14 protein-coding genes are annotated in these 21,998 nt (G+C 36.5%); 8 read left to right on the forward strand and 6 right to left on the reverse strand.

Features of this window, described 5'->3' with window-relative positions:
- Positions 1–2: 2 nt before the first annotated feature.
- The 8 genes from NLG42_RS16165 to NLG42_RS24520 all read left to right on the forward strand — a co-directional run bounded on the left by NLG42_RS16165 (position 3) and on the right by NLG42_RS24520 (position 11,972).
- Positions 3–575 (forward strand): RagB/SusD family nutrient uptake outer membrane protein, encoded by a 573-nt coding sequence (locus NLG42_RS16165; protein ID WP_257681576.1) that lies wholly within the window; start codon positions 3–5, stop codon positions 573–575.
- A 33-nt stretch (positions 576–608) separates the two neighbouring features.
- Positions 609–1,481 (forward strand): RagB/SusD family nutrient uptake outer membrane protein, encoded by an 873-nt coding sequence (locus tag NLG42_RS16170; protein ID WP_257681577.1) that lies wholly within the window; start codon positions 609–611, stop codon positions 1,479–1,481.
- Positions 1,482–1,493: 12 nt separating this feature from the next.
- Entirely contained in the window at positions 1,494–2,957 is a 1,464-nt protein-coding gene (locus tag NLG42_RS16175; protein ID WP_257681578.1) for a SusE domain-containing protein, read from the forward strand.
- A 2-nt stretch (positions 2,958–2,959) separates the two neighbouring features.
- On the forward strand, positions 2,960–4,720 hold the full coding sequence (locus NLG42_RS16180; RefSeq protein WP_131423898.1) for an endo-dextranase: 1,761 nt from the start codon (positions 2,960–2,962) through the stop codon (positions 4,718–4,720).
- Between the two features lie 60 nt (positions 4,721–4,780).
- Positions 4,781–7,291, forward strand: a complete 2,511-nt coding sequence (locus NLG42_RS16185) for a glycoside hydrolase family 31 protein (protein WP_257681579.1) — start codon at positions 4,781–4,783, stop codon at positions 7,289–7,291.
- 18 nt (positions 7,292–7,309) lie between these two features.
- Positions 7,310–9,457 carry a glycoside hydrolase family 97 protein gene (locus tag NLG42_RS16190; RefSeq protein WP_131423894.1) on the forward strand — a complete coding sequence of 716 codons (2,148 nt, stop codon included), beginning with the start codon at positions 7,310–7,312 and terminating at the stop codon, positions 9,455–9,457.
- A gap of 107 nt (positions 9,458–9,564) precedes the next feature.
- Positions 9,565–11,610 (forward strand): glycoside hydrolase family 65 protein, encoded by a 2,046-nt coding sequence (locus NLG42_RS16195; RefSeq protein WP_257681580.1) that lies wholly within the window; start codon positions 9,565–9,567, stop codon positions 11,608–11,610.
- Between the two features lie 272 nt (positions 11,611–11,882).
- Positions 11,883–11,972 carry a hypothetical protein gene (locus NLG42_RS24520; protein WP_413614446.1) on the forward strand — a complete coding sequence of 30 codons (90 nt, stop codon included), beginning with the start codon at positions 11,883–11,885 and terminating at the stop codon, positions 11,970–11,972.
- Between the two features lie 217 nt (positions 11,973–12,189).
- On the opposite strand, the gene NLG42_RS16200 is transcribed toward NLG42_RS24520, so the two are convergent.
- The 6 genes from NLG42_RS16200 to NLG42_RS16225 all read right to left on the reverse strand — a co-directional run bounded on the left by NLG42_RS16200 (position 12,190) and on the right by NLG42_RS16225 (position 21,463).
- Positions 12,190–15,504, reverse strand: coding sequence for a TonB-dependent receptor (locus tag NLG42_RS16200; protein ID WP_257681581.1), 3,315 nt, complete (start codon positions 15,502–15,504; stop codon positions 12,190–12,192).
- Positions 15,505–15,894: 390 nt separating this feature from the next.
- Complete coding sequence (locus NLG42_RS16205) at positions 15,895–16,746, reverse strand: sugar phosphate isomerase/epimerase family protein (RefSeq protein WP_131423888.1); 852 nt, start codon at positions 16,744–16,746, stop codon at positions 15,895–15,897.
- A gap of 18 nt (positions 16,747–16,764) precedes the next feature.
- Positions 16,765–18,177 carry a carbohydrate porin gene (locus NLG42_RS16210; protein WP_257681582.1) on the reverse strand — a complete coding sequence of 471 codons (1,413 nt, stop codon included), beginning with the start codon at positions 18,175–18,177 and terminating at the stop codon, positions 16,765–16,767.
- Entirely contained in the window at positions 18,174–19,436 is a 1,263-nt protein-coding gene (locus NLG42_RS16215) for a sugar MFS transporter (protein ID WP_131423884.1), read from the reverse strand. The genes NLG42_RS16210 and NLG42_RS16215 overlap by 4 nt, the downstream gene beginning before the upstream one ends.
- 30 nt (positions 19,437–19,466) lie before the next feature.
- A complete protein-coding gene (locus tag NLG42_RS16220; protein WP_131423881.1) occupies positions 19,467–20,393 on the reverse strand; it encodes a carbohydrate kinase family protein in 927 nt (308 codons plus the stop codon).
- A 50-nt stretch (positions 20,394–20,443) separates the two neighbouring features.
- Complete coding sequence (locus tag NLG42_RS16225) at positions 20,444–21,463, reverse strand: LacI family DNA-binding transcriptional regulator (protein WP_131423879.1); 1,020 nt, start codon at positions 21,461–21,463, stop codon at positions 20,444–20,446.
- Positions 21,464–21,998: the final 535 nt, after the last annotated feature.

The raw sequence follows: 21,998 nt of genomic DNA on the forward strand, positions 1-21,998 counted from the left end.
AAATGAAATACATAAAAATAAGCTTAATGTTACTGTTGTCACTTGTAATGGTTCAGTGCAGCAATGATTTTTTAGACAAAACGCAGCCCGACACCATAAATACAGGAAACTATCCTACCAATGCAGAGGAATTAATTACCATGGTGAATGGTGCTTACCAACCACTACAATGGCCAAAACTGTATAATTTCAGAATGTGGACCACTGATATTTTTGCAGGTAACAGTATTGTTGGTGCAGGAGGTGGAGAAGACGGAATTGAAACTACTAACTTGTCTAATTTTGTAACGACATCTTCCAATGAAGGGGTATTGGATTTATGGCGTGGACCATGGCCGGGTATCTTAAGGTCAAATATAGTATTGTCTGTTGCACCGGGTCTAAGTATTGATCAGACTATTAAAAATAGATGTATGGGAGAGGCTTATTTTTTAAGAGCTCAGTATTATTTTATTTTAGTTCGTTTTTTTGGTGATGTTCCTTTGATTACTGAGCCACAAAATTCAAACAGTGATCTTTACCCATCACGTACCTCCAAAGATAAAGTGTATGCTCAAATAGTAAGCGATCTGTAAAATGCAGTTACATTACTTCCTACTAAGCAGGAAATGTCAGAGGGAGATAAAGGACGTGCCAGTAAGGGATCTGCAATGGGGCTTTTAGCCAAAGTAAATTTGACATTGGGTAAATGGCAGGAAGTTGTGAACCTTACAACAAAATTAGAAACAATGGGCTATAGTTTAAATATTGATTACAGTGATAACTTCAAGACTGAAACTGAAAACTCCAATGAATCTCTATTTGAAGTTCAATATGCAGCTAATGCAGGTAATGATTTTTGGAGCAATGAAAATCAAGCTTCATGGGCAAGTGCGTTTACCGGACCAAGAAGTTCAAATATGGTAGCCGGAGCATTTGGCTGGAGCCAGCCGACTCAGGAGTTTTTTAACAGTTATGAGAATGGGGATCTTCGTCGCGATAAAACCGTCTTGTATCAAGGATGTCCTGATTTTAGTGGAATCCCATATAGCGCTTCGTATTCGTTGACGGGATATAATTTACGAAAATTTTTGGTACCGCTTAGTATTTCAGCTTCTTATGATAATAGCCCTCTAAATTTTCCAGTATTGCGTTACGCTGATGTTCTTCTAATGAAAGCAGAAGCTCAAAATGAATTAGGAAATACTTCTTTGGCAGAAACCCCACTTAATTTGGTACGTAAACGTGCAGGCTTGGCCAATATCACAACAGGACTTGGTAAGATTGACTTTAGAGAAGCTGTTCTGCATGAAAGAAGAATGGAATTAGCATTTGAAGGACAAAGATGGTTTGATCTTATAAGAGTAGATAATGGTCAATACGCACTTAATTTTTTCCACTCTATAGGAAAATCAAATGCTGATCAGCATCATTTGCTATTACCTATACCGCAAATTGAGCGTGACAGAAATCCTAATTTATCTCAAAATCCAGGTTATTAAAATTGTAGTGATATGAAAAAAAATAAAAGTTATATCGTATGGACTAGATCCTTAATTGTCTTTTTATTGGTTTTTACTGCAGCTTTATCGAGCTGCAGTACTGATGATTTGAAGGCTAAATATTTTAGCGCTGATGAGTTAAAGCTGACTCTGAGCAGTACCGACATGGTTTTGGATCAAAGTATGTTTCAGCAAAAGTTTGCCTTTAAATGGACTACAGGCGATAACAAGGGAACAGGAGCTTCAATTTCTTATAAACTGGAAATTGACAAAAAAGAAAATAAGTTCGCCAATGCAATCGAATATGATTTTGGGAAAAATAAATTTGATTTTGATATTAATATAGCAACATTAAATTCGTTATTGCTTAGTACTTTTAATGGTGAACCCGGTAAAGCCATTGCTTTGCAGGCAAGAATTACAGCAACTTTTGCAGATAAAAGTGTAGCGCCTCAAACGGCAGTAGTTGACTTTAAATTAACGCCTTACAAGCCCTTATCAACTGAATTGTTTATGGTAGGTGACGCCACGCCAAATGGATGGGATATAACAAAGGCTTCGGCCTTGACTGCACAGGCAGCTAATCCTGTGGTTTTTGTGTACTCAGGTCAATTAAGCAAGGGTAAATTTAAGTTTGCAGTAAATACAGATTCTTGTTTTTGTCAGGACTTTTATACAAAAGATGCAGCAGATTCCGGGAAGATAATTCATAATACTGGCGGAAGCGGTTCTGATCTGCAATGGGAAATTACCAAAGCAGGTAAGTACAAAATTACAGTTAACTTATTAAAGTTAACTATAGCTATTGAAGAACAAGATACTCCTGCTTTTACACAATTATGGATTGTTGGTGACGCAAGCCCAAGCGGGTGGAATGTGGATACCCCTGAAGCTTTTACCGTGACAGATAATCCTTTTATATTCACATACGAAGCTAACTTAACACCTGGGAATTTTAAAATAATGGCCGGTACAAAAGGAGGCTGGTGTGGAGAATGGTTCAGACCACTGGTGGATAATCAAAGTATAACTGAAACAGGCGTAGCGCAAAATTCAGGCTGTGATACTGATAATAAATGGCAGGTAACAGCGCAAACTGCGGGCAGGTATAAAATTACACTTGACATAAGTTCAAATGTTATTAAGATTGTTCCTGTTGATGTTTATCTTATCGGAAGTGCTACACCAAATGGTTGGAATATGGGATCACTTTTACCAATGACTAAAAAAGGAAGCGTATATACCTATAGTGGGCCTTTGACTGCAGGTGAATTTAAGTTCACAAAATATAATACCAATTGGTGCGAGGGGACTGAACTTGTAGCAGTATCAGCAAATCAGGCTATAACCAATACAAAATTTACCAACAGAGATAAATGTGATATTGATGATAATAAATGGGTGGTAAGCTCAGCACAAGCAGGTAATCATACTATTACGTTAGATCTTTCAACAAATATTCTTACAATTAACTAAATATGAATCTTAAAAATAAAATAATAAAGCTGTTTTTTGTCAGCCTCTTTTTATGTTTCGCATCCTGTCAAAATGATGATGACAATGGAAAGATGGAGTATGCCGAAGATATTATTGCTGCAAAGATTACTCTTAGTACAGATAAAGCTAGTTATAAACCAGGTGAAATGGTAAGCTTTATTGCGGATAAAGTTTTTAGTAATTCTCTTATACGCTACACTTACCTTGGAAAAGTTATTAAGGAAGAAACCTTAAATGCAACTTCATGGAATTGGCTTCCACCTTCTACAGATTTTCAAGGTTACATGGTTTCCATTTACCAAACAAATACTGACGGTACCCAAACCATTTTAGGGACTGTAGGTATTGACGTATCATCAGACTGGACTAAATTTCCACGTTATGGATTCCTTTCAGAATTTGGCAATATTTCAGAGTCGGATAGGGCGACAGTTATAAATAATCTAAAGGATTATCATATTAACGGAATCCAATTCTATGACTGGCAGTACAGACAACATCAGCCTTTAGCTGGTACGGTCTCAAATCCATTACCGGTATGGAACGATATCATTAATCGGGAGGTATACGGAAAGACAGTGTCGGGCTATATTACGCAGGCTCACAGTAAAAATATGAAAGCAATGTTTTATAATCTTGCCTATGGGGTTTTGAATGATTATGATCCAAATCTTATTACACCGCAGCAGTTTGTTTATAAAGATGTTAACCATAATGTTAAAGACAAACATGAATTGGGATGGCCTTTCATTAGTAACATTTACATAACTGATCCTGCTAACACAGCATGGCAGAATTATCTTGCGCAAAAAAATGATGATGTGTATAAAGTGTATGATTTTGATGGTTTTCATATTGATCAACTCGGCGATAGAGGTAATGTTTTCAGGTATGATGGTACAAATGCTGATTTGAAAAATGCATTTCCTTCTTTTATATCGGCTATGAAATCGGCTAATTCCAATAAAAAATTGGTTATGAATGCAGTGAATCAATATGGACAGAAAGAAATGGCAGCAAAAGAACTGGACTTTTTATACACAGAGGTGTGGGCTCCCAATGAAGGTTTTAAAGATTTAACACAAGTTCTTACAGATAATGCCTCTTACAGTAATAACAGTAAAAATACCGTATTGGCTGCTTATATGAACTACAATAAAGCAAATAATCAGGGTGTATTTAATACCCCGGGCGTTCTTCTTACTGATGCCGTTATTTTTGCTTTTGGAGGCTCACATCTGGAATTAGGCGAACATATGCTGGCTAAGGAGTATTTCCCAAATAAAAACTTAAGTATGAGTGCAGAGCTAAAATCTTCACTGATGGAATATTATGATTTTATGACTGCTTATCAAAACCTTCTTCGTGATGGAGGAACTTTTACAAATCCAACGATCACTACAGGAGACGGTAAATTGAATTTGGGTAGTTGGCCACCCACTATGGGTAAAGTAGCCACAGTAGGAAAACAAGTTGGCAGTAGAGAAGTACTACATCTTTTGAATTTTACCAATGCTAATTCGCTGAATTGGAGAGATACCGAGGGATCACAAAAAGTTCCCGATATAATCAAACAAGCGATGCTTAATGTAAATCATAGCGCAGCCGTTACCAAAATTTGGTACGCTTCTCCTGATTATAATGGAGGTGCAGCGGTTGAACTTGCTTTTTCGCAAAATGGCAGTACTGTAAATTTTAAAGTACCAAGTCTTCAATATTGGGGAATGATCGTTATTGAGTAGGCTTTAATTAAACTATTAATTGCCCCATTTTAATGGGGCAATTATTCTATTTGAAATATTATGAAAAAATCTATTTTTTATTGTGGTATGCTTTTCTGTCTTTTAGCGTTTCAAGGATATTCGCAGAAGAAAGAGCAGTATTTAGGAAATTGTACTGCCTATGCCGTTACGGGCAATAAAGTTGTTTTTAGCTGTGCCAATAATTCAAAAGTCATGCTGCAATTATGCAGTGGAGCAGTAGTTAAAATATGGGTATCAGCCGATGGTAATTTTGTCAGAAATAATGAATCTTTTGCTGTCATTAAGGAAGATCTTGGCTGGAAAGGTGTTCTGAATGTAAAAGAAGAAACCTCTGCCTATGAAATTTTCACAGAGCAGTTAAGAATAAGAGTCAATAAAGCTCCATTTCAATTGCAAATATTTGATAAATATCAAAAACTCCTATTTAGTGATTATGCTGAAAAAGGGTTTGTTTATGATAACGGCAAAATCAGGACTAACAAAATTTTAAGAAACGATGAACAATTCTTTGGATTAGGTGAAAAATCAGGACCGCTGAATCGTCGTGGAGGTACTTATAAAATGTGGAATAGTGATCAGCCATGTTATGGCGTGAATGAAGATCCGCTTTACAAAAGTATTCCTTTTTTTATGAGTAGCTATCGCTATGGTATTTTCTTTGACAATACTTATAAAACAGAATTTAAGTTTGGGAGTGAGAGTACTGATTATTATTCATTTGAAGCACCGGCTGGCCAGATGATCTATTACTTTATGTTTGGGAATGACTACAAGCAAATAATACAGAATTATATAGCCCTAACAGGAAAGCCAATTATGCCGCCTAAATGGGCACTAGGGTTTTCGCAGTGCAGAGGAGATTATACCCGTGAGGATCAGGCAAGGGAAATTGCTTCAGAATTCCGTAAAAGAAAAATACCATGTGATATTATCTATCAGGACATTGGCTGGACAGAAGGACTACAGGATTTTGATTGGAGAAAAAACAATTATACCAATCCAAAAGCGATGGTAAAAGATCTTAGTGATATGGGCTTTAAAATGATTGTCTCTCAGGATCCTGTGATTTCGCAAGCCAATCAGAAACAATGGAAAGAGGCTGATGCGCTGGGGCATCTGGTAAAAGATATTCGTACTGGTAAATCATACGATATGCCTTGGCCTTGGGGTGGTAACTGTGGTGTTGTAGATTTTACAAAACCTGAAGTTGCGGATTGGTGGGGAAACTATCAACAAAAGCCTTTAAATGATGGACTACGAGGTTTTTGGACGGATATGGGAGAACCAGCCTGGAGTAATGAAGATGCTACCGATAGACTCAATATGAAACATCATCTTGGAATGCATAATGAGATTCATAATGTTTATGGCTTTACCTGGGATAAAGTGGTAACCGAACAATTTTACAAACATAATCCCAATAAGAGAATCTTTCAAATGACAAGAGCAGCTTATGCCGGCTTGCAGCGCTATACTTTTGGATGGAGCGGTGATTCAGGAAATGGCAGCAATGTATTAGATGGCTGGAAACAAATGGCCAATCAGATTCCTGTAGGCCTTTCGGCAGGTATGGGATTAATTCCATTTTGGACCTGTGATATTTCAGGTTATTGTGGAGATATAAAAGATTATGACGCCATGGCAGAATTATATATTCGATGGCTGCAGTTTGGTGTTTTTAATCCCCTTAGTCGTGCTCATCATGAAGGTGGAAACGCTGTTGAACCATGGAAATTTGGAACAGAAGCTGAAAATATCAGTCGAAAAAGTATAGAACTTAAGTATCAACTTTTCCCATACCTATATACATATGCTCGTGAAGCTCACGATACTGGTTTGCCAATCATGAGAGCATTATTTTTAGAATACCCAAATGATAAAGAAACCTTTAAATTAAATGGACAGTTTCTTTTTGGAAAAGAATTGTTAGTGGCGCCCGTTGTTGAACAAGGAGCTATTACAAAAGAGGTATATCTTCCAGAGGGAGAATGGGTTGATTTTAATAACGGTAAAACCAAATATAAAGGAGAACAGTGGATTACAGTTGACGCTCCCCTTAATACAATTCCCGTTTTTGTTAAGAAAGGCAGTATAATTCCAAAGATGCCTATCATGCAGTACATCGGAGAAAAGAAAACATTTCCAATTACGTTTGAAATTTTTCCAGCGAATTTAAATAAAGAAGCTTCTTTTACTTTGTACGAAGACGATGGGGAAAGTCGTGATTATGAAAGAGATGTTTTTTGTAAAACGAAAATAACCTCTAAAACGACCAGTGAAGAAATTCTCATTACCATTGCTGAGCATGAATCAAAAGGATTTATTCCTGCGGGTTCAAGGAATTTGGTTCTAAAAATTCATGCAGAAAGTAAACCCAAAGATATTTTTATGGGCACAGAAAAGCTTAAAAGTATTAAAGCTGATAGTATCGAGAAAAATATTGAAACTGACTTTGTAAAAATGAATTGGAGTTGGAATGAAGCTCAAAAGATTATCTCGATAAAGGTTCCGGATTCTGGTAAGAATGCAGTAATCACAATTAAAAATTAAAAATTTATTATACTCACAATGAAACACTTTTTTCTAGCAGCTATTTTATGGTTCGGTATTTTTACCGCCAAGGCACAAGAGTTAAAATCGCCCGATGGCAATTTTTCCATGAATTTTTCCCTTCAGACTGATGGAACTCCGGTTTATAAACTGACTTATAAAGGTAAAGAGGTTATAAAACCAAGTAAGCTGGGTCTGGCACTTAAAAACGATGATAAATCTCTGTTAAATGATTTTAAAGTAGAAGATACTAAAACAAGTGCTTTTGATGAAAACTGGAAACCTGTTTGGGGAGAAGTAGCCTTAATTCGTAATCATTATAATGAATTGGCTGTAACTTTAAACCAAAAACAAACGGATCGAAAAATGATTATTCGTTTTCGTTTGTTTGATGAAGGTCTGGGTTTTCGTTATGAATTTCCTACTCAAAAAAATCTTACCTATTTTGTAATTAAGGAAGAAAGAACACAATTTGCAATGACAGGTGATCATACAGCCTTTTGGATTCCGGGTGATTATGATACACAGGAATATGATTATACAAAATCAAAATTATCTGAGATAAGAGGTCTTTCTGAAAAGTCCCGTACGGAGAATTTGGCACAAACCGGTTTTTCTCCCACAGGTGTACAAACCGCTTTAATGATGAAGACCGCCGATGGGTTGTATATTAATTTACACGAAGCGGCACTTATCAATTACTCCTGTATGCACCTGAATCTAGATGATAAAAATTTGATTTTTGAATCCTGGCTGACACCTGATGTCAAAGGAGATAAGGGATACATGCAGGCACCCTGTACAACGCCTTGGCGTACTATAATGGTAAGTGATGATGCGCGCTCTATACTGGCATCCAAAATGACGCTTAATTTAAATGAGCCTTGTAAAATAGAGGACACCTCCTGGATAAAACCAGTGAAGTATGTTGGAGTTTGGTGGGAAATGATTACCGGGAAAAGTTCATGGTCGTATACAGATGAATTTCCGTCGGTTCAGCTTGGTGTTACCGATTTTTCAAAAGCAAAACCTAATGGCAAACACGGTGCAACTACTGCCAATGTAAAAAAATATATTGATTTTGCTGCAAAGAATGGTTTTGACGGTGTATTAGTTGAAGGCTGGAATGAAGGCTGGGAGGATTGGTTTGGACATTCTAAAGATTTTGTTTTTGATTTTGTTACGCCGTATCCTGATTTCGATGTTGTAGCCATACATGAATATGCTAAAGCCAAAGGTGTAAAAATGATTATGCATCATGAAACTTCAGGTTCTGTTCGCAACTATGAACGCCACATGGATAAAGCCTATCAATTTATGAAAGATAACGGATATGATGCCGTAAAAAGCGGCTATGTTGGGAATATTTTAAATGGAGAGAATCACTATAATCAATGGCTGGTAAATCACTATCAATACGCAGTTGAAAAAGCTGCGGATTACAAAATTATGGTTAATGCCCATGAAGCTGTCCGTCCAACGGGTATCTGCCGCACCTATCCTAACTTAATAGGGAATGAGGCAGCAAGAGGGACAGAATATCAGGCTTTTGGAGGTTCTAAAGCAAACCATGTTACGGTTCTGCCTTTTACCAGATTAATAGGTGGTCCAATGGACTATACTCCGGGTATTTTCGAGATGGACATTAGTAAATTTAATCCCGATAACAAATCGCATGTAAACAGCACGTTGGCAAATCAGCTTGCGTTATATGTCACGATGTACAGCCCATTGCAAATGGCGGCAGATTTTCCAGAGCATTATAATAAATTCTCTGATGCTTTTCAGTTTATTAAAGATGTTGCAATTGATTGGGATCAGAGTAAATATTTAGAAGCTGAACCAGGAGATTATATCACGGTTGCCCGAAAAGCAAAAGGAACAGACAATTGGTTTGTAGGTAATGTAAATGGAGAAACTCCTCGTGTATCGAATATTGACCTTAGTTTTCTTGAAAAAGGTAAAAAGTATACCGCTACAATTTATGCTGATACTAAAGATGCACATTATAAAACGAATCCGCAGGCTTACACTATTAGAAAAATTTCTGTAACAAGTAAATCTAAACTGACACAATATTCGGCTCCAGGCGGTGGATATGCTATAAGTTTTTATCCTGTCACTGAAAATACTCAAACAAAAGAACTGAAAAGCTCTAATAAATAAGAAACTTTAATCAATTAGTTCTTCTTATCAAAGATCGTTGTTGTTTCAATAAACAACAGCGATCTTTATGTTTTATATTAACTTTTGAATTATTAAACTTAGATAAAATGAAAAAATGCATACATATTTTTACTATTTCTTTTTTGATTTTATGCAGCACTAATTATTTGTATAGTCAGAATCCGTGGAAACTTTCGGTTGAGAAACCAGACCGGGGTAATTACTACGGAGCAACTGTAGCCAACGGTGTCATTGGAATAATCTCGTCACCTGAACCTTTGAAAGTAAAGGAAGTCGTATTGGCAGGAGTATATGATACTTATAAACGGGGAAGAGTCAGTAACTTTATTCCAAACTACAATTTGCTCAATATGAAATTAGCTTTTAATGGTGAAACGGTAGAGGCTCACAATATCAAGAATTTCAAACAAGAGTTGAACATGCAAAATGGAGCATTCAGCGGTTGGTTTGACTTTAAAGATGTTGCAGCTGTAACTTATTCCTATTATGCGCTGCGTCATCTTCCTCACTGTGTGGTGATGGTAATCAATATAAATGCACAAAAAGATGTCGATATTAACGTCGAGAATCTTTTGGAAACTCCTGCTTCGCTTAATAATCAGCAGAATTATTTTCAAAACATAACCAATGCTCATGTCAATATACCATTATTAACATCAGTAGGGTACACACCCACAGGAAAATCCAAGATAGCCGTTTCAAATACATTCCTTTTTGAAGAAGGAAAAAAAGAACAGCCTGAGATCCTGCACAGGATGAACGATACTGATATGCACGGTATGTCTTTCGATAAAAAACTAAAAGCAGGTCAGACTTATTCTTTTACCCTGATCGGTAGTTTAATATCATCAGATCACATTAAAGATCCTTATAATGAAGCTGAACGTTTGACTATCTATGCTGCACTGGAAGGTAAGACAAGATTATTAAATAAGGATATACAGCAGTGGAATAAACTATGGGAGAGTGATATACAAATAGAAGGAGATCCTCAGGCGCAGCAAGATGTACGAAGTATGCTGTATCATCTTTATTGCTTTACCCGAAAAAACACATCTCTTTCTCCATCTCCTATGGGACTCAGTGGACTGGGATATAATGGTCATGTGTTTTGGGATACCGAAATGTGGATGTTTCCTCCAATGCTCATATTGCATCCTGAAATCGCAAAAAGCATGATTGAGTATCGTTTTCAAAGGTTGGATGCTGCTCGTAAAAAAGCTGCTTTATATGGATACGAGGGTGCAATGTATCCCTGGGAAAGTGCGGACTCAGGATTTGAAGAAACTCCCGTTAATGCTCTAACAGGAGCATTTGAACATCATATCACCGGAGATGTGGCCATAGCTGCCTGGCAATATTATCTTGTTAGTTCAGACAAAGAATGGCTAAAAGAAAAAGGCTGGCCGATATTAAAAGCCACAGCTGAATTTTGGGCTAGTCGTGTAGAGAAGAATGATAAAGGAGCGTATGAAATAAAGAATGTAGTTGCTGCAGATGAGTGGGCCGAGAATATTGACAATAATACCTATACGAACGGGACTGCTATCCGAAATTTGCAGTATGCATCTAAATGTGCATCTGTACTGGGAATTACCGTTCCCAAGCAGTGGAATTTGATTGCGGATAAAATTCCAATTTCTACCATGAGCAATGGAGTAACCAGAGAGCATGATAGTTATACAGATCAGAACATTAAACAAGCTGATGTCAATCTTTTGGCATATCCATTGAAGATTATAACTGATAAAGAGCAGATCGTGAGAGATTTAAAATTCTATGAAACTAAAATTCCACATTCTGATACTCCAGCGATGACACAAGCTATATTTTCATTATTGTACAGTCGATTAGGAGATAGTGACAAGGCTTATCACTGGTTCAAGGATGCTTACCAACCTAATCTGAATCCTCCTTTCAGAGTCATTGCCGAATGCAAAGGGGGGACAAATCCTTATTTTGCCACAGGTGCAGGAGGTGTTCTGCAAGCCGTAATGATGGGATTTGGAGGTTTAGATATTGACACAGGTGGTGGAATCAAACAAGTAAAATCGACATTGCCTAAAAATTGGAAAAAATTAACAATTACGGGAGTCGGACTGGAAAAAAAAGTTTTCGTGCAAACCCAGTAAATTTTAGTCATAAATATTATATTGATTCCATAAACAGGATCACTGTGGATATGAAAAGAAAAAAAGACAAGTGGCTAAGGTAGATTTTGCTTAGCCACTTGTCTTTTTTGCAATAATTTCTTTGAATTCTTAAACTAGAAAATAGTTATATTGAAAATTAAAGTTTTGTGTTGCGAAGGTTTTGTTTCTCAGCAGTAAATCCCTTTTACAATTGACCAATATAAACGGACAGCTTCTAAAGCAAGTAGAAGTAATGGGGGAGTATATATGAGATCAATACCTCAAATCTTTATAAAGGTATTTACCTGATTACTTTAAAAGCAAAAGGGTTTAACATTGTGAAAAAACTTTTAATTAAGTAAAACAATAATATTGACTCACTGAAGAAATCTAAAAAATAGTTTAAAAAAAAAAGAATTTTGGAAAGAGACAACTTTTGAGTTGTCTCTTTTATATTACAAGGTATATTTGAAGTATTAACTTTGGATAAAGATCTGGTTAAAAAAACTTTAAGAGATAAATAAAAAAACCTATTTCATGATGAAATAGGTTTTTTATTGTAACTTATTTAGAAATCAACTAATTTCCAAATATGTATCTAAGTGTAAACTGCGCTTGCCAAACATCAGAAGTAGATGTGTTTTTTTGGAAAGTATCTTTGATTAAGTATTTATTTCCATTAGGATCTGTTTGTGTAGCAAGTGTATAAATAGGCTTGTTAGCACCTGATGTAGAAGAATACGCTAAAACACTTGCATTTGTTGCTCTTTGTGAAACGCCCCAGTCTTTGTTTATCATGTTTGTAAAGTTCAAGATGTCAGCCCTGAATTGCAAAGTATTTTTTTTACCTGCTATTTTAATATATATATCTTGAGAAATAGATAAATCTAATCTGTGTAGCATTGGTAAAACAGACTCATTTCTTTGAGCATATTGACCTCTTCTGGTACGAAGGTATTTATCCTGATCAATATAAGCGTCAAATGCAGTTCTTTGTTCAGCTTCTGTATAAGTTCTTGAAGTTGTAACACCGTTTACAGTACTTGATACTGGAAGAGCAGTAAAACTAAGTTCAGACGCATTTTTTGGTACATAAATTAAATCGTTACCATTAACTCTGTCACCATTCATATCACCGCTGTATGTATAAGAAAACGGACTAGCTTGTTCTCCAATATAACCTAAGTTGATAGAAGTTGCACCTCCAAGACCCTTACCATATTCAATTCTGTATCCAATAACCCCAACTAAACGATTTGGTGTATTGTTATTCGAATTAGAAACCACTAAATTATTATTTCCATTTACAGATCTTCCACTTGTCCATGAACCTGAAGCAACTGATCCTGGAGACATTAAGTCTGTAGCATTAGAGTGTGTATAGGCGAATGACCCCCAAAGACCTCTTTGGTAAGGATATTCTAATTTAAATGTTGTAGAATAAAAATATCCTTCATCGGAGTTTGTTAAAACAATCCCGTTTGAAACATTATCATTTACACGAGTTCCAGCATCATTACGGGAATATCTTGGTCTGTTGTCAGTACCAGTGAATATTCCAACCGGAGCGTCAAAGTTAGCATTGTAATAGCTAATAGCGTTAATGTTTTTTTGAAGTATACCTTCAACTGTACCTGTAAATCCAAAAAGGAGTTTTTGGTCAACAGCCATTGTAGTTTTCCAAACCTGAGGAGATTTGAATTTTTTATCATTAAAAGATAAATCATAAGAAGATGGAGCTGTAGGTGTCGCTGGAGTAAAGTAATCCGCTGGTTTTGGTGTAAAACCATATCCTCCCGCAGCTAAAGCAGGACCACTCACATCAACAAATCCTGTAAGTACACCATTGTTTCCAATTTGATTTGATAAATATACACCCGGAGATCTACCTGTAAATACCCCTGAACCTCCACGGATTATTGTGGAAGCGTTTCCATTTAAATCAAGGTTGAAACCAACTCTAGGCTCAAATAAGTATGCTGCATCAGGCATTATTCCAGTATTAAATTTTTCGCCATTAGCAAAAGTCATAGCAGTAACTGTAGGGTTTTCTAATGCTGTATCTCCATACCAAACTCTTGAAGCTCTTAAACCAACTGTTAATTTAAATCTGTCGCTCAATTTCATTTCGTCCTGCGCATATAAATCTAATTTGTTAGATTTTAAAATTTGCATTGGGTCTGCACCACCGGGCAATGCAGAGTATCTGTATTGAAAACGTGCAGGTGAAGTAGTAGTAGCACTTGATGGAGCACCACCATTTGCGGCAGACTCATTTGCTGCAGCATAAAAATCAGTTAAAGAGTTAAATACATAAACTCCGTTTGATCCTGAGAAGAATAAGTTACTAGATTTGAAATATTCAAAGTTTGCACCAAATACTAAAGAGTGTTTTCCAATAGTTTTAGTCAAATTATCTGTAAAGTGTAATGTCGAGTAAGTAAGTTTGTTTCCTTGAGTAAAAGGATCTAAACCAACTGAAATATAAGTAGCAGCACCTTGTTTAATATCAATTGTTGGGAATAAACCACCACCGATTAAACCTCTGTCTTCAATTTGTTTGTCATAACCTCCAATGAAGTTGTTGTGCCAAGAATTGCTTAATTGACTATTTAATTCCAATACAATAGATCTTGTATTATCTAAAATGGTGTATCCACTATTTTGGAAAGACATTGCTAATACACTATTAGTTCTGTTACCAAAACCTAATGAATTTGAATTAGAAGTTAACTGATCAGAAGAGGAATTATGAAATACATAACGAGCAGTAAGCTTATGATTATTATTGATATTCCAATCAATTCTGGCTAAGAATTTTTTTGATTCTTTTGAAGAATCGTAATTCTCCCATGGACCTGTAGTGTACCCAAATTTGTCTTTCATGAAGTTAGAAAGAGTCTGCATTTCAGTATAAGTTGGCAAAGAAATCTGGCCACTTGATTGTGGAGAACCTGTAGATGTAAAGTTTGTAGCAGGGCTTGTATTGTCAATAGTTTCAAAATTCCCAAAAAAGAATAATTTATCTTTAATAATTGGCGCTCCAATACGAGCTCCCCAAATTTTTTCTTCAAATCTACCCGGTTTGATTTTTACATCTCCGGCATGAGTTCCGATAAAATCTTTCTTGTTGCTTCTGGTAGAAGTATAAACAGATCCTTCGATTTGGTTTGTTCCACTTCTTGTTACTGCATTAATACCTGAACCCAAGAATCCGGATTGACGAACGTCATAAGGAGCAATATTTACTTGTAACTGCTCAATTGCATCTAATGAAATTGCAGTAGAACCAGTTCTACCTCCTGCTTGTGAGTCTGATCCAAGACCAAAACCATTATTGAATACAGAACCGTCAATTGTAAAATTGTTTAATCTTGAGTCCTGACCACCAAAAGTTCCGTTTGCACCCGCATTGGCATTATATTTTGTAACAGCGTTTATTGAGCGCGCTCCTAATACCGGAACTGCAGTGATTTCTCTATTTGAAAACTGTTGAGAAGCACCAGTTCTTCCTTTATTAAAATTTCCTTTAGATTTTGTGGAAATGACTACTTCCTCAAGGGCATTTTGTTCTTCATCAATTGTAACATTTACAGTTAGGTTATTACCCAGACCAACGTTAATTTCAGTAATTTCTGTTGTTTTGTAACCAATGAAAGTTACTTTAAGAGTGTAAGGACCTCCCGGTCTTAAACCTTGGGCAGCATATCCACCGTCAAAATTTGTAGTAGAGAAGTATTTTGTTCCAGTGGGTTTGTGAACAATTTCTACTGTTGCACCTGGTAGTGCCTCTCCCTTGTTTGATTTAACAGTTCCTGACATAGCGGAGCCCGTAACTTGAGCATGACTTAAGGCTGATAAAAAAATAATCAAAATAAAAATAATTTTCTTCATTCTAGTGTTATTTGGTTTAATTTGTGCGAATTTAGAACAATTAAAAAGCTAGAATATTAACGAATTATTAACAAAACGTAGTTATTAATGCTGAGGTCTTAAGGGGCTAAATTTAAGCTGTCTGAGCAGTGCAAAATAAGCCCTTTTCATTATCTATATTTAATTTATAATGAAGGGTTAATGATGGCTTTGTGGTATCTAAAGTTAAATATTGCCTTTTTTTAATTCTTAAATTAATGAATAAAAAAACATTGTTATCCGTTTAGAGAATAGATTATTTTAACAAACCAAAGAGCAAAATATAGATTAGATGTTAAGTGTATGTGACCATTATAAAAGTTTAATTAGTTTTTCTAAAAATAGATCAATTTTATGGAATCAAATTTTTGATTAATTGTTTAAATTGGCTGTTTTATCTTTAATAAATTCAAGACTTCCCAGGGCTAACTCTTCGGCATTATGTAAGGATGTCTGCCATAAGGAAACGGCCTGCTGCATGCCGGGGACAGTCGAGGAAAAATTCTCCAGAACAAGATTACCCTCAAAATCAATATCTTTAAGGGCTTTAAAGAGTGCATCCCAGTTAACAGTTCCTTCTCCGGGCATACCGCGGTTACTCTCGGTAATGTGCATATGTTTTAGCAATTTGCCTGATGCTATAACAGGATCATAAAAATTAGTTTCTTCAATGTTCATATGAAAAGTATCAAGATGAACGGTAAGATTAGGTGAATTTGTTTTTTGAATGAGTTCCAGAACATTTGCCGCAGTATTACAGAGATAACTTTCATAGCGGTTTATCGGTTCGATGCCAATTGTTATCCCAAGATTTTGTGCATAAAGTGCGGTCTCTTGCCAAACATCGACAATAATTTGTTTTTCATTATCAGTAATAGGATTTCCTGTAAACACCCCAATACCACCATGTAATACACCTCCTAAAAAAACAGCATCCAAAGCAGCTGTTTTATCAAGTGCTTTGCAAATGAGTGTTAAAGCTTCTTTAGGGTAAAATGGGATATGTGCTGCTGCGGGAAGATTGAGTGAGCAGGTAACATCGAGGTTATTTTCTCTGAGTTGTTTTTTTACTGTTTGCGCATCAAAGTCCATACTATCAGGCAATAGGATTTCGATCAGGTCGAAACCGGTTTGGGCTGTTTTTTTTATCGCGTAATGTCCAGCCTCAGCGCTCCACAAAGGTGTTATCCAGGAAAGGAGCGAAGCCCCGAATTTTATTTTCATCTTCTTTTTTTATTTAAATTAAAATACCCACCACTCTGTACGAACACCAAAATAAGTCCCGAATCTTTTTTGTCCGGCTTGTTGCAAAAATGGAGAGTACATGGCATTTTTGGCATAGTCATTATAACGCGATACTTCGGCGATAAATCTTATGTGTGGTCTGGCCCACGGACTACGCTCGGCAGTAGGGACAATAGTAGGGGCCAGGGCAAACTTGATCATTGAAGCTGTTGGGTTATCACTGTCTTTTCGTGCCGTATAATGCAGTTCAGAGACCAGATGAAACCAATTGGTCAGATAATAAATGACTCTGGTACCCAAGGCCAGATCCGTTTTATAATTGTAAATACTCCTGTTGTAAAAATCGAGCGCTTTACCGTTGGTATCAGCTCCGCCTTTGCTTTGTGTGTAAACCCCGTAAGGGTTAATACTTATCCTGTCTGAAAGATTGAGCATAAGATGTTCTACCATCGTAAAAGAGTAAGCACCCTTGTAGGTTTGGTCATCCGCATTTGGCGCTCCAAAAGTTCTCCAGGTTAGTGTGTTTCCATTATCCCCGCCATTAGCGATTCCTGTTCCATAACGAATAGCGAACTGATTAAAAGACCCGGTTTTCCTTGTCTCAAGTTCAGAATTTATTTTAATTCCCGCCACAAATCCATTGTCAGAAGCAAAGGCCGGATCTGCATTTTTTCGCACTGCCGGAACATGATGGTATTCTGCCAGTAATTTTATAATATGCTTTTTTGATACTATAACACTTTGCTCGGCTACCATAACCTCACGCTGACGGTAAGTAAGGTTTTTACTTCCCGAGATAATATTAGAATAGGAATAAGGAGGCGTAACACTTGTTGATGTTGTATCTATCGCTGCCGGGAAAAACATGGAGAAGGATGAGTTCTTATATTTTATACCAAATCCCTGTGAAGAATGATCATCAAAATAAAAATAATCGGCAATATGCACATCATCATAGCGCATGTATCTTGCTCCGGCCCATACAGTCCAGGGACTTCCTACAATATTTCGGGCTTCTACAAAAGCTTCGGGCAGACTCACAATCATACCATCTGTAGAGCCCGTGTTTACATTTCCTAAAAAGGTACCATTGGAGGAATAAAATGCCAATCTTACCTGAAAGTCAATTTCTGTAGCTTCATTATTGGCAGTGACAGGCGTAAAATGAAAGGAAGGCAGTAAATCGACATAATCCCCCTGATCCATTCTCCCCCCGAGAGAACCCTGGTTCAAAAGATTCAGCTGCCTCCCTGTATGGCCTTCAATGTCCCCAGAATAACCAAATCCTATTCTGCCGGTAGTTCCAAATGAGAAATTTTTGTTTTTGATGACAATCTGACTATGGGCAGAAAGGGTACACAATAGCAAAATAGCTGCCGTTATAAACTTGCAAAAAACATTGGATATCATATACTGATTTGCTTTAGAACTTTAGCTTGTATACCTAATGTTTTGGGTTTGTAATATTTTGTAGCAAATAAAAGGATCACTACATAACAAACGATAGGTAACAGGTAAGCATAAGCGATGTTGGTATTGGCTACAAAGCCCATAATAGGAGGGAACACCGCACCGCCAAACATAGCCATTACCAAGAAAGAAGAAGCCTGTTCGGTTTTATTTCCTAATTTTTTCAGGCCAAGACTAAAAATAGTCGGGTACATAACACTTAAAAAGAAATTCAACATAATTAGTGCAGCAAAGGAAACCCATCCAAAACTCTGAGAGATCACAATACAAAGAACCATGTTGCAAATGCTGTATAGGGCAAGGAGTTTATTAGGAGCTATATAGCGCATTAAAAAAGTTCCAATAAAACGCCCCACCATCATCATGGCCATACTCAGTGAAAAATAATAAGCAACCTGATTGTCTGCAAGACCCGTTTTTTCGACTCCATAATTAATAAAATAAGCCCATGTACCACCTTGGGCTCCGATGTTAAAAAACTGCGCCGCTACGGCCCACATAAAATGACGTTGACGGTACAAAGGAGCATTAGGTATTACATCTGTACCCTGCATATCAGCTGTATTTTCTGAATGCCCGCCATGTGGATCTTTTAGGGTTGGAACTTTTACAAACCAAAAAGCAAGTGCTATGATAAGTATGACGCCCCCAATGATCATGTATAATGTTTTAACGGATTCCAGACCTTCAGCCCCTTTGGTATTGAGTATAAAAAATCCACCTAAAAGAGGTCCGATTATAGCACCTAATCCGTTAAAGGACTGAGCAAAATTAATGCGCTGATCGCTGGTGCGTTCATCCCCCAGGGATGCTATAAAAGGATGAGCAACAGTTTCAAGAGTGGCAAGACCCGAGGCGAGTATAAATAAGGCTACCCTGAAATAAGTAAAGGATTCGTTTTGCGCCGCTGGTATGAATAAAAAGGCACCAAGAGCATAAAGAAGAAGCCCTAATAAAACGCCTTTTTTATAACCGTATCTTTTCATGAAAAGCCCCGCCGGGATTCCCATAACAGCGTATGCGCCAAAAATGGATAACTGAACTAATCCGGATTCTGATTTGCTAATATGCAATACATTTTGAAAATGTTTGTTAAGTACATCTCCCATTGTAATGGCAATAGCCCAAAACAGAAACAAGGAGGTTACAAATATGAAGGTAATAGTATATTTTTTTTCGGTAAATTTTGCTTGTGACATATTCTTTGAGGTTATTTGGTTGTTAGTTAGTTAAAGTAGATGGCACGCCATTTGATTCTCATGGCGAAATTCTTCAAAATCATGCAGGCTGTAAGAAGGGCAGGCTCCCTCTTTGGAAGTAATAAAACCACCTAATGCTGTAGCCTGTTTCATGATTTCCTCAGAATGTGAATTGGTTATTCGTCTGGAAAGGAATCCGGCTAAAAAAGCATCTCCACTTCCTACTGTGTCGGCTATTTTTACAGGTACGGCGGGAGCCAGATAATGATTCTCCCCATTATAATATATAGCACCTTTGCTGCCTTTACTAACCAGAACTTCTTTGATATCAAAAGTGTCTTGCATATATCGAATGCTATCATCCTCAGTCAAATAATCTTTAGATAAATAATCTAAAATAAGCCTGAGTTCGGCTTTGTTCATTTTTACAAGATCGGCCTTAAAAAGCAGTTCTTTAAGCACTGCAAGGGAATAGAAAGGAGGTCTTAGATTAACATCGAATACTTTAAATTTTGCGATCTCTAAAAGTTCAAAAAGGGTATTGCGTGAAACTTCACCTCTGGTGATAAGACTTCCAAAAACAAAAGCATCTGCATTACGCACTTTATCGGTATAGTCCTCTTTGAATTCAATAAAGTCCCAGGCAACAGGCTCGATAATATCGTAATGCGCCTCATTATACTGGTCTATATTAGCAATTACTGTTCCGGTAGGGTATAGGCGATCTATTTGTGTGTTTTGAGTTACTATATTCCAATTGTCCAGTTGCGCCATAAGATCTCTTCCGAGTTTGTCATCTCCAATGCGACTTATCATATGGGCATCAATTCCCATTCGCATTAAATTGTAAGCTACATTAAAGGGTGCCCCACCGGCGCGTGCTCCATCGGGAAATATATCCCACAATACTTCTCCATAACAATATATGGATGATTTAGTTGATGATTGTTGTTTCATAATCAGTAAAGGTTAAACGTTTAAGCAAAATGATAAATAAAAAAGTGTGGTTAATTTTTAGCTTGCGAAGAATCCTTAATATGCATTTGGGCACTTAATACAATACTTTGGAAAGGCAGTAAAGGATCTGTAATTTTATCGTGCAGCAACTCCACAGCAGCAATTCCAATATCAGATAATGGCTGGCTTACGTAAGATAATGGTACACTAAAGAGTTCATAAGCCTCGGTTTCATCAAAGGCCACAATAGCAAGGTCTTTTGGAATAGCAATGCCTAATTTCATAAGTTTTTTTAAACCTGATATAGCAAGTTTATTACTGGTAAAAAAAATAGCATCAGGTTTACTATCTGATTCAAACAGCGTACTGAAACCATTGTCAATATCCTGATCGATATGATCTTTATTGATACGAAGTATATTACTTTGGGTATAGTGTAAATTATGTTTTTTTAAAGCATCTTTAAATCCCTCTGTTCTTTGGATCAAATGATCCAGCATCGTTTGATAAGCCACAAGAAGTATGTTTTTGCGCTTCTGTTCTATAAGATGCTCGGTAACATTATAGCTGATTTGGTAATTATTGATCTGAATGTTATCAGCCTGCATTTTTGGGAGATAACGATCTATGAAAACAAAAGGTATATTTTGCTTTTGTAATTTTTGCAGACAGGCTTCTGAATTTTCGACAGGCGCAATAATCAAGCCTTCGGCCTGGCGATGGTAAAACATGTTAATAAGGCTTTCGAATTTCTCTTTATTCTCGTCCGAACTTCCAATAATGAGCGTGTAGCCTTTTTTATTGGCTTCGTTTTCAATTATTCGGGCTATTTGTGAAAAGTAAGGATTCGCAATATCGGCTACAATGAGTCCTATGATGTTGGTACGTTGTGTTTTTAGGTTTTTGGCCGCAGTGTTGGCACGATAGTTAAGCTCCTGGGCTGCTTTAATGACCTTGTCAGCTGTTTCTTTTCCGATGCGGCTGTCTGTTTTATTATTAAGCACATAAGAGACTGAGGCGATCGATACACCTGCTTTTAATGCTACATCTTTTATGGATACTTTTTTCACTATAACGTTTTCTTGAGGGCAAATATAATAAAGTTAAACGTTTAACCAAATTTTCAGATGTTTATTTTAAAGAATTTTTTTTGCATTAGACTTAGTGATGGAATTTTAAAATTTTATCCTTGCGGGCTTGATCTTATATTTGGCAGATGTTCAAACCATGTTAGCCTTCAGGATAAATATTAAAAGGTTGCCTTTAAATTTTCTTAGTAGCTTTTCATTAGGTATCATTTTTATTATGTCTTCTGCCTGATTTATCTAGGGTAATTGTTATATGATTAAGAGTTGAAAAACGTATAAAAAATAGTGAAAGATATAATGTAATGGTTCATCCTAGAAGAAAAACAAAATACCTTTATAAAAAAAAGGCTGTCTGGTAAAAGACAACCTTTAAAAGGACTAATGAAATAAAAATATATTTAATTGACTATTTTTGGTCTTCATTTTTCGAATTCACAATTACCTCAATGTACCCTGAACGATCCAAGATCCAAAAGGGCACACTTGTTAGTTCATAAAGTTCTGTATGAAAACCTTT

This window comes from Flavobacterium plurextorum (assembly GCF_024638035.1).
Lineage (GTDB): Bacteria > Bacteroidota > Bacteroidia > Flavobacteriales > Flavobacteriaceae > Flavobacterium > Flavobacterium plurextorum.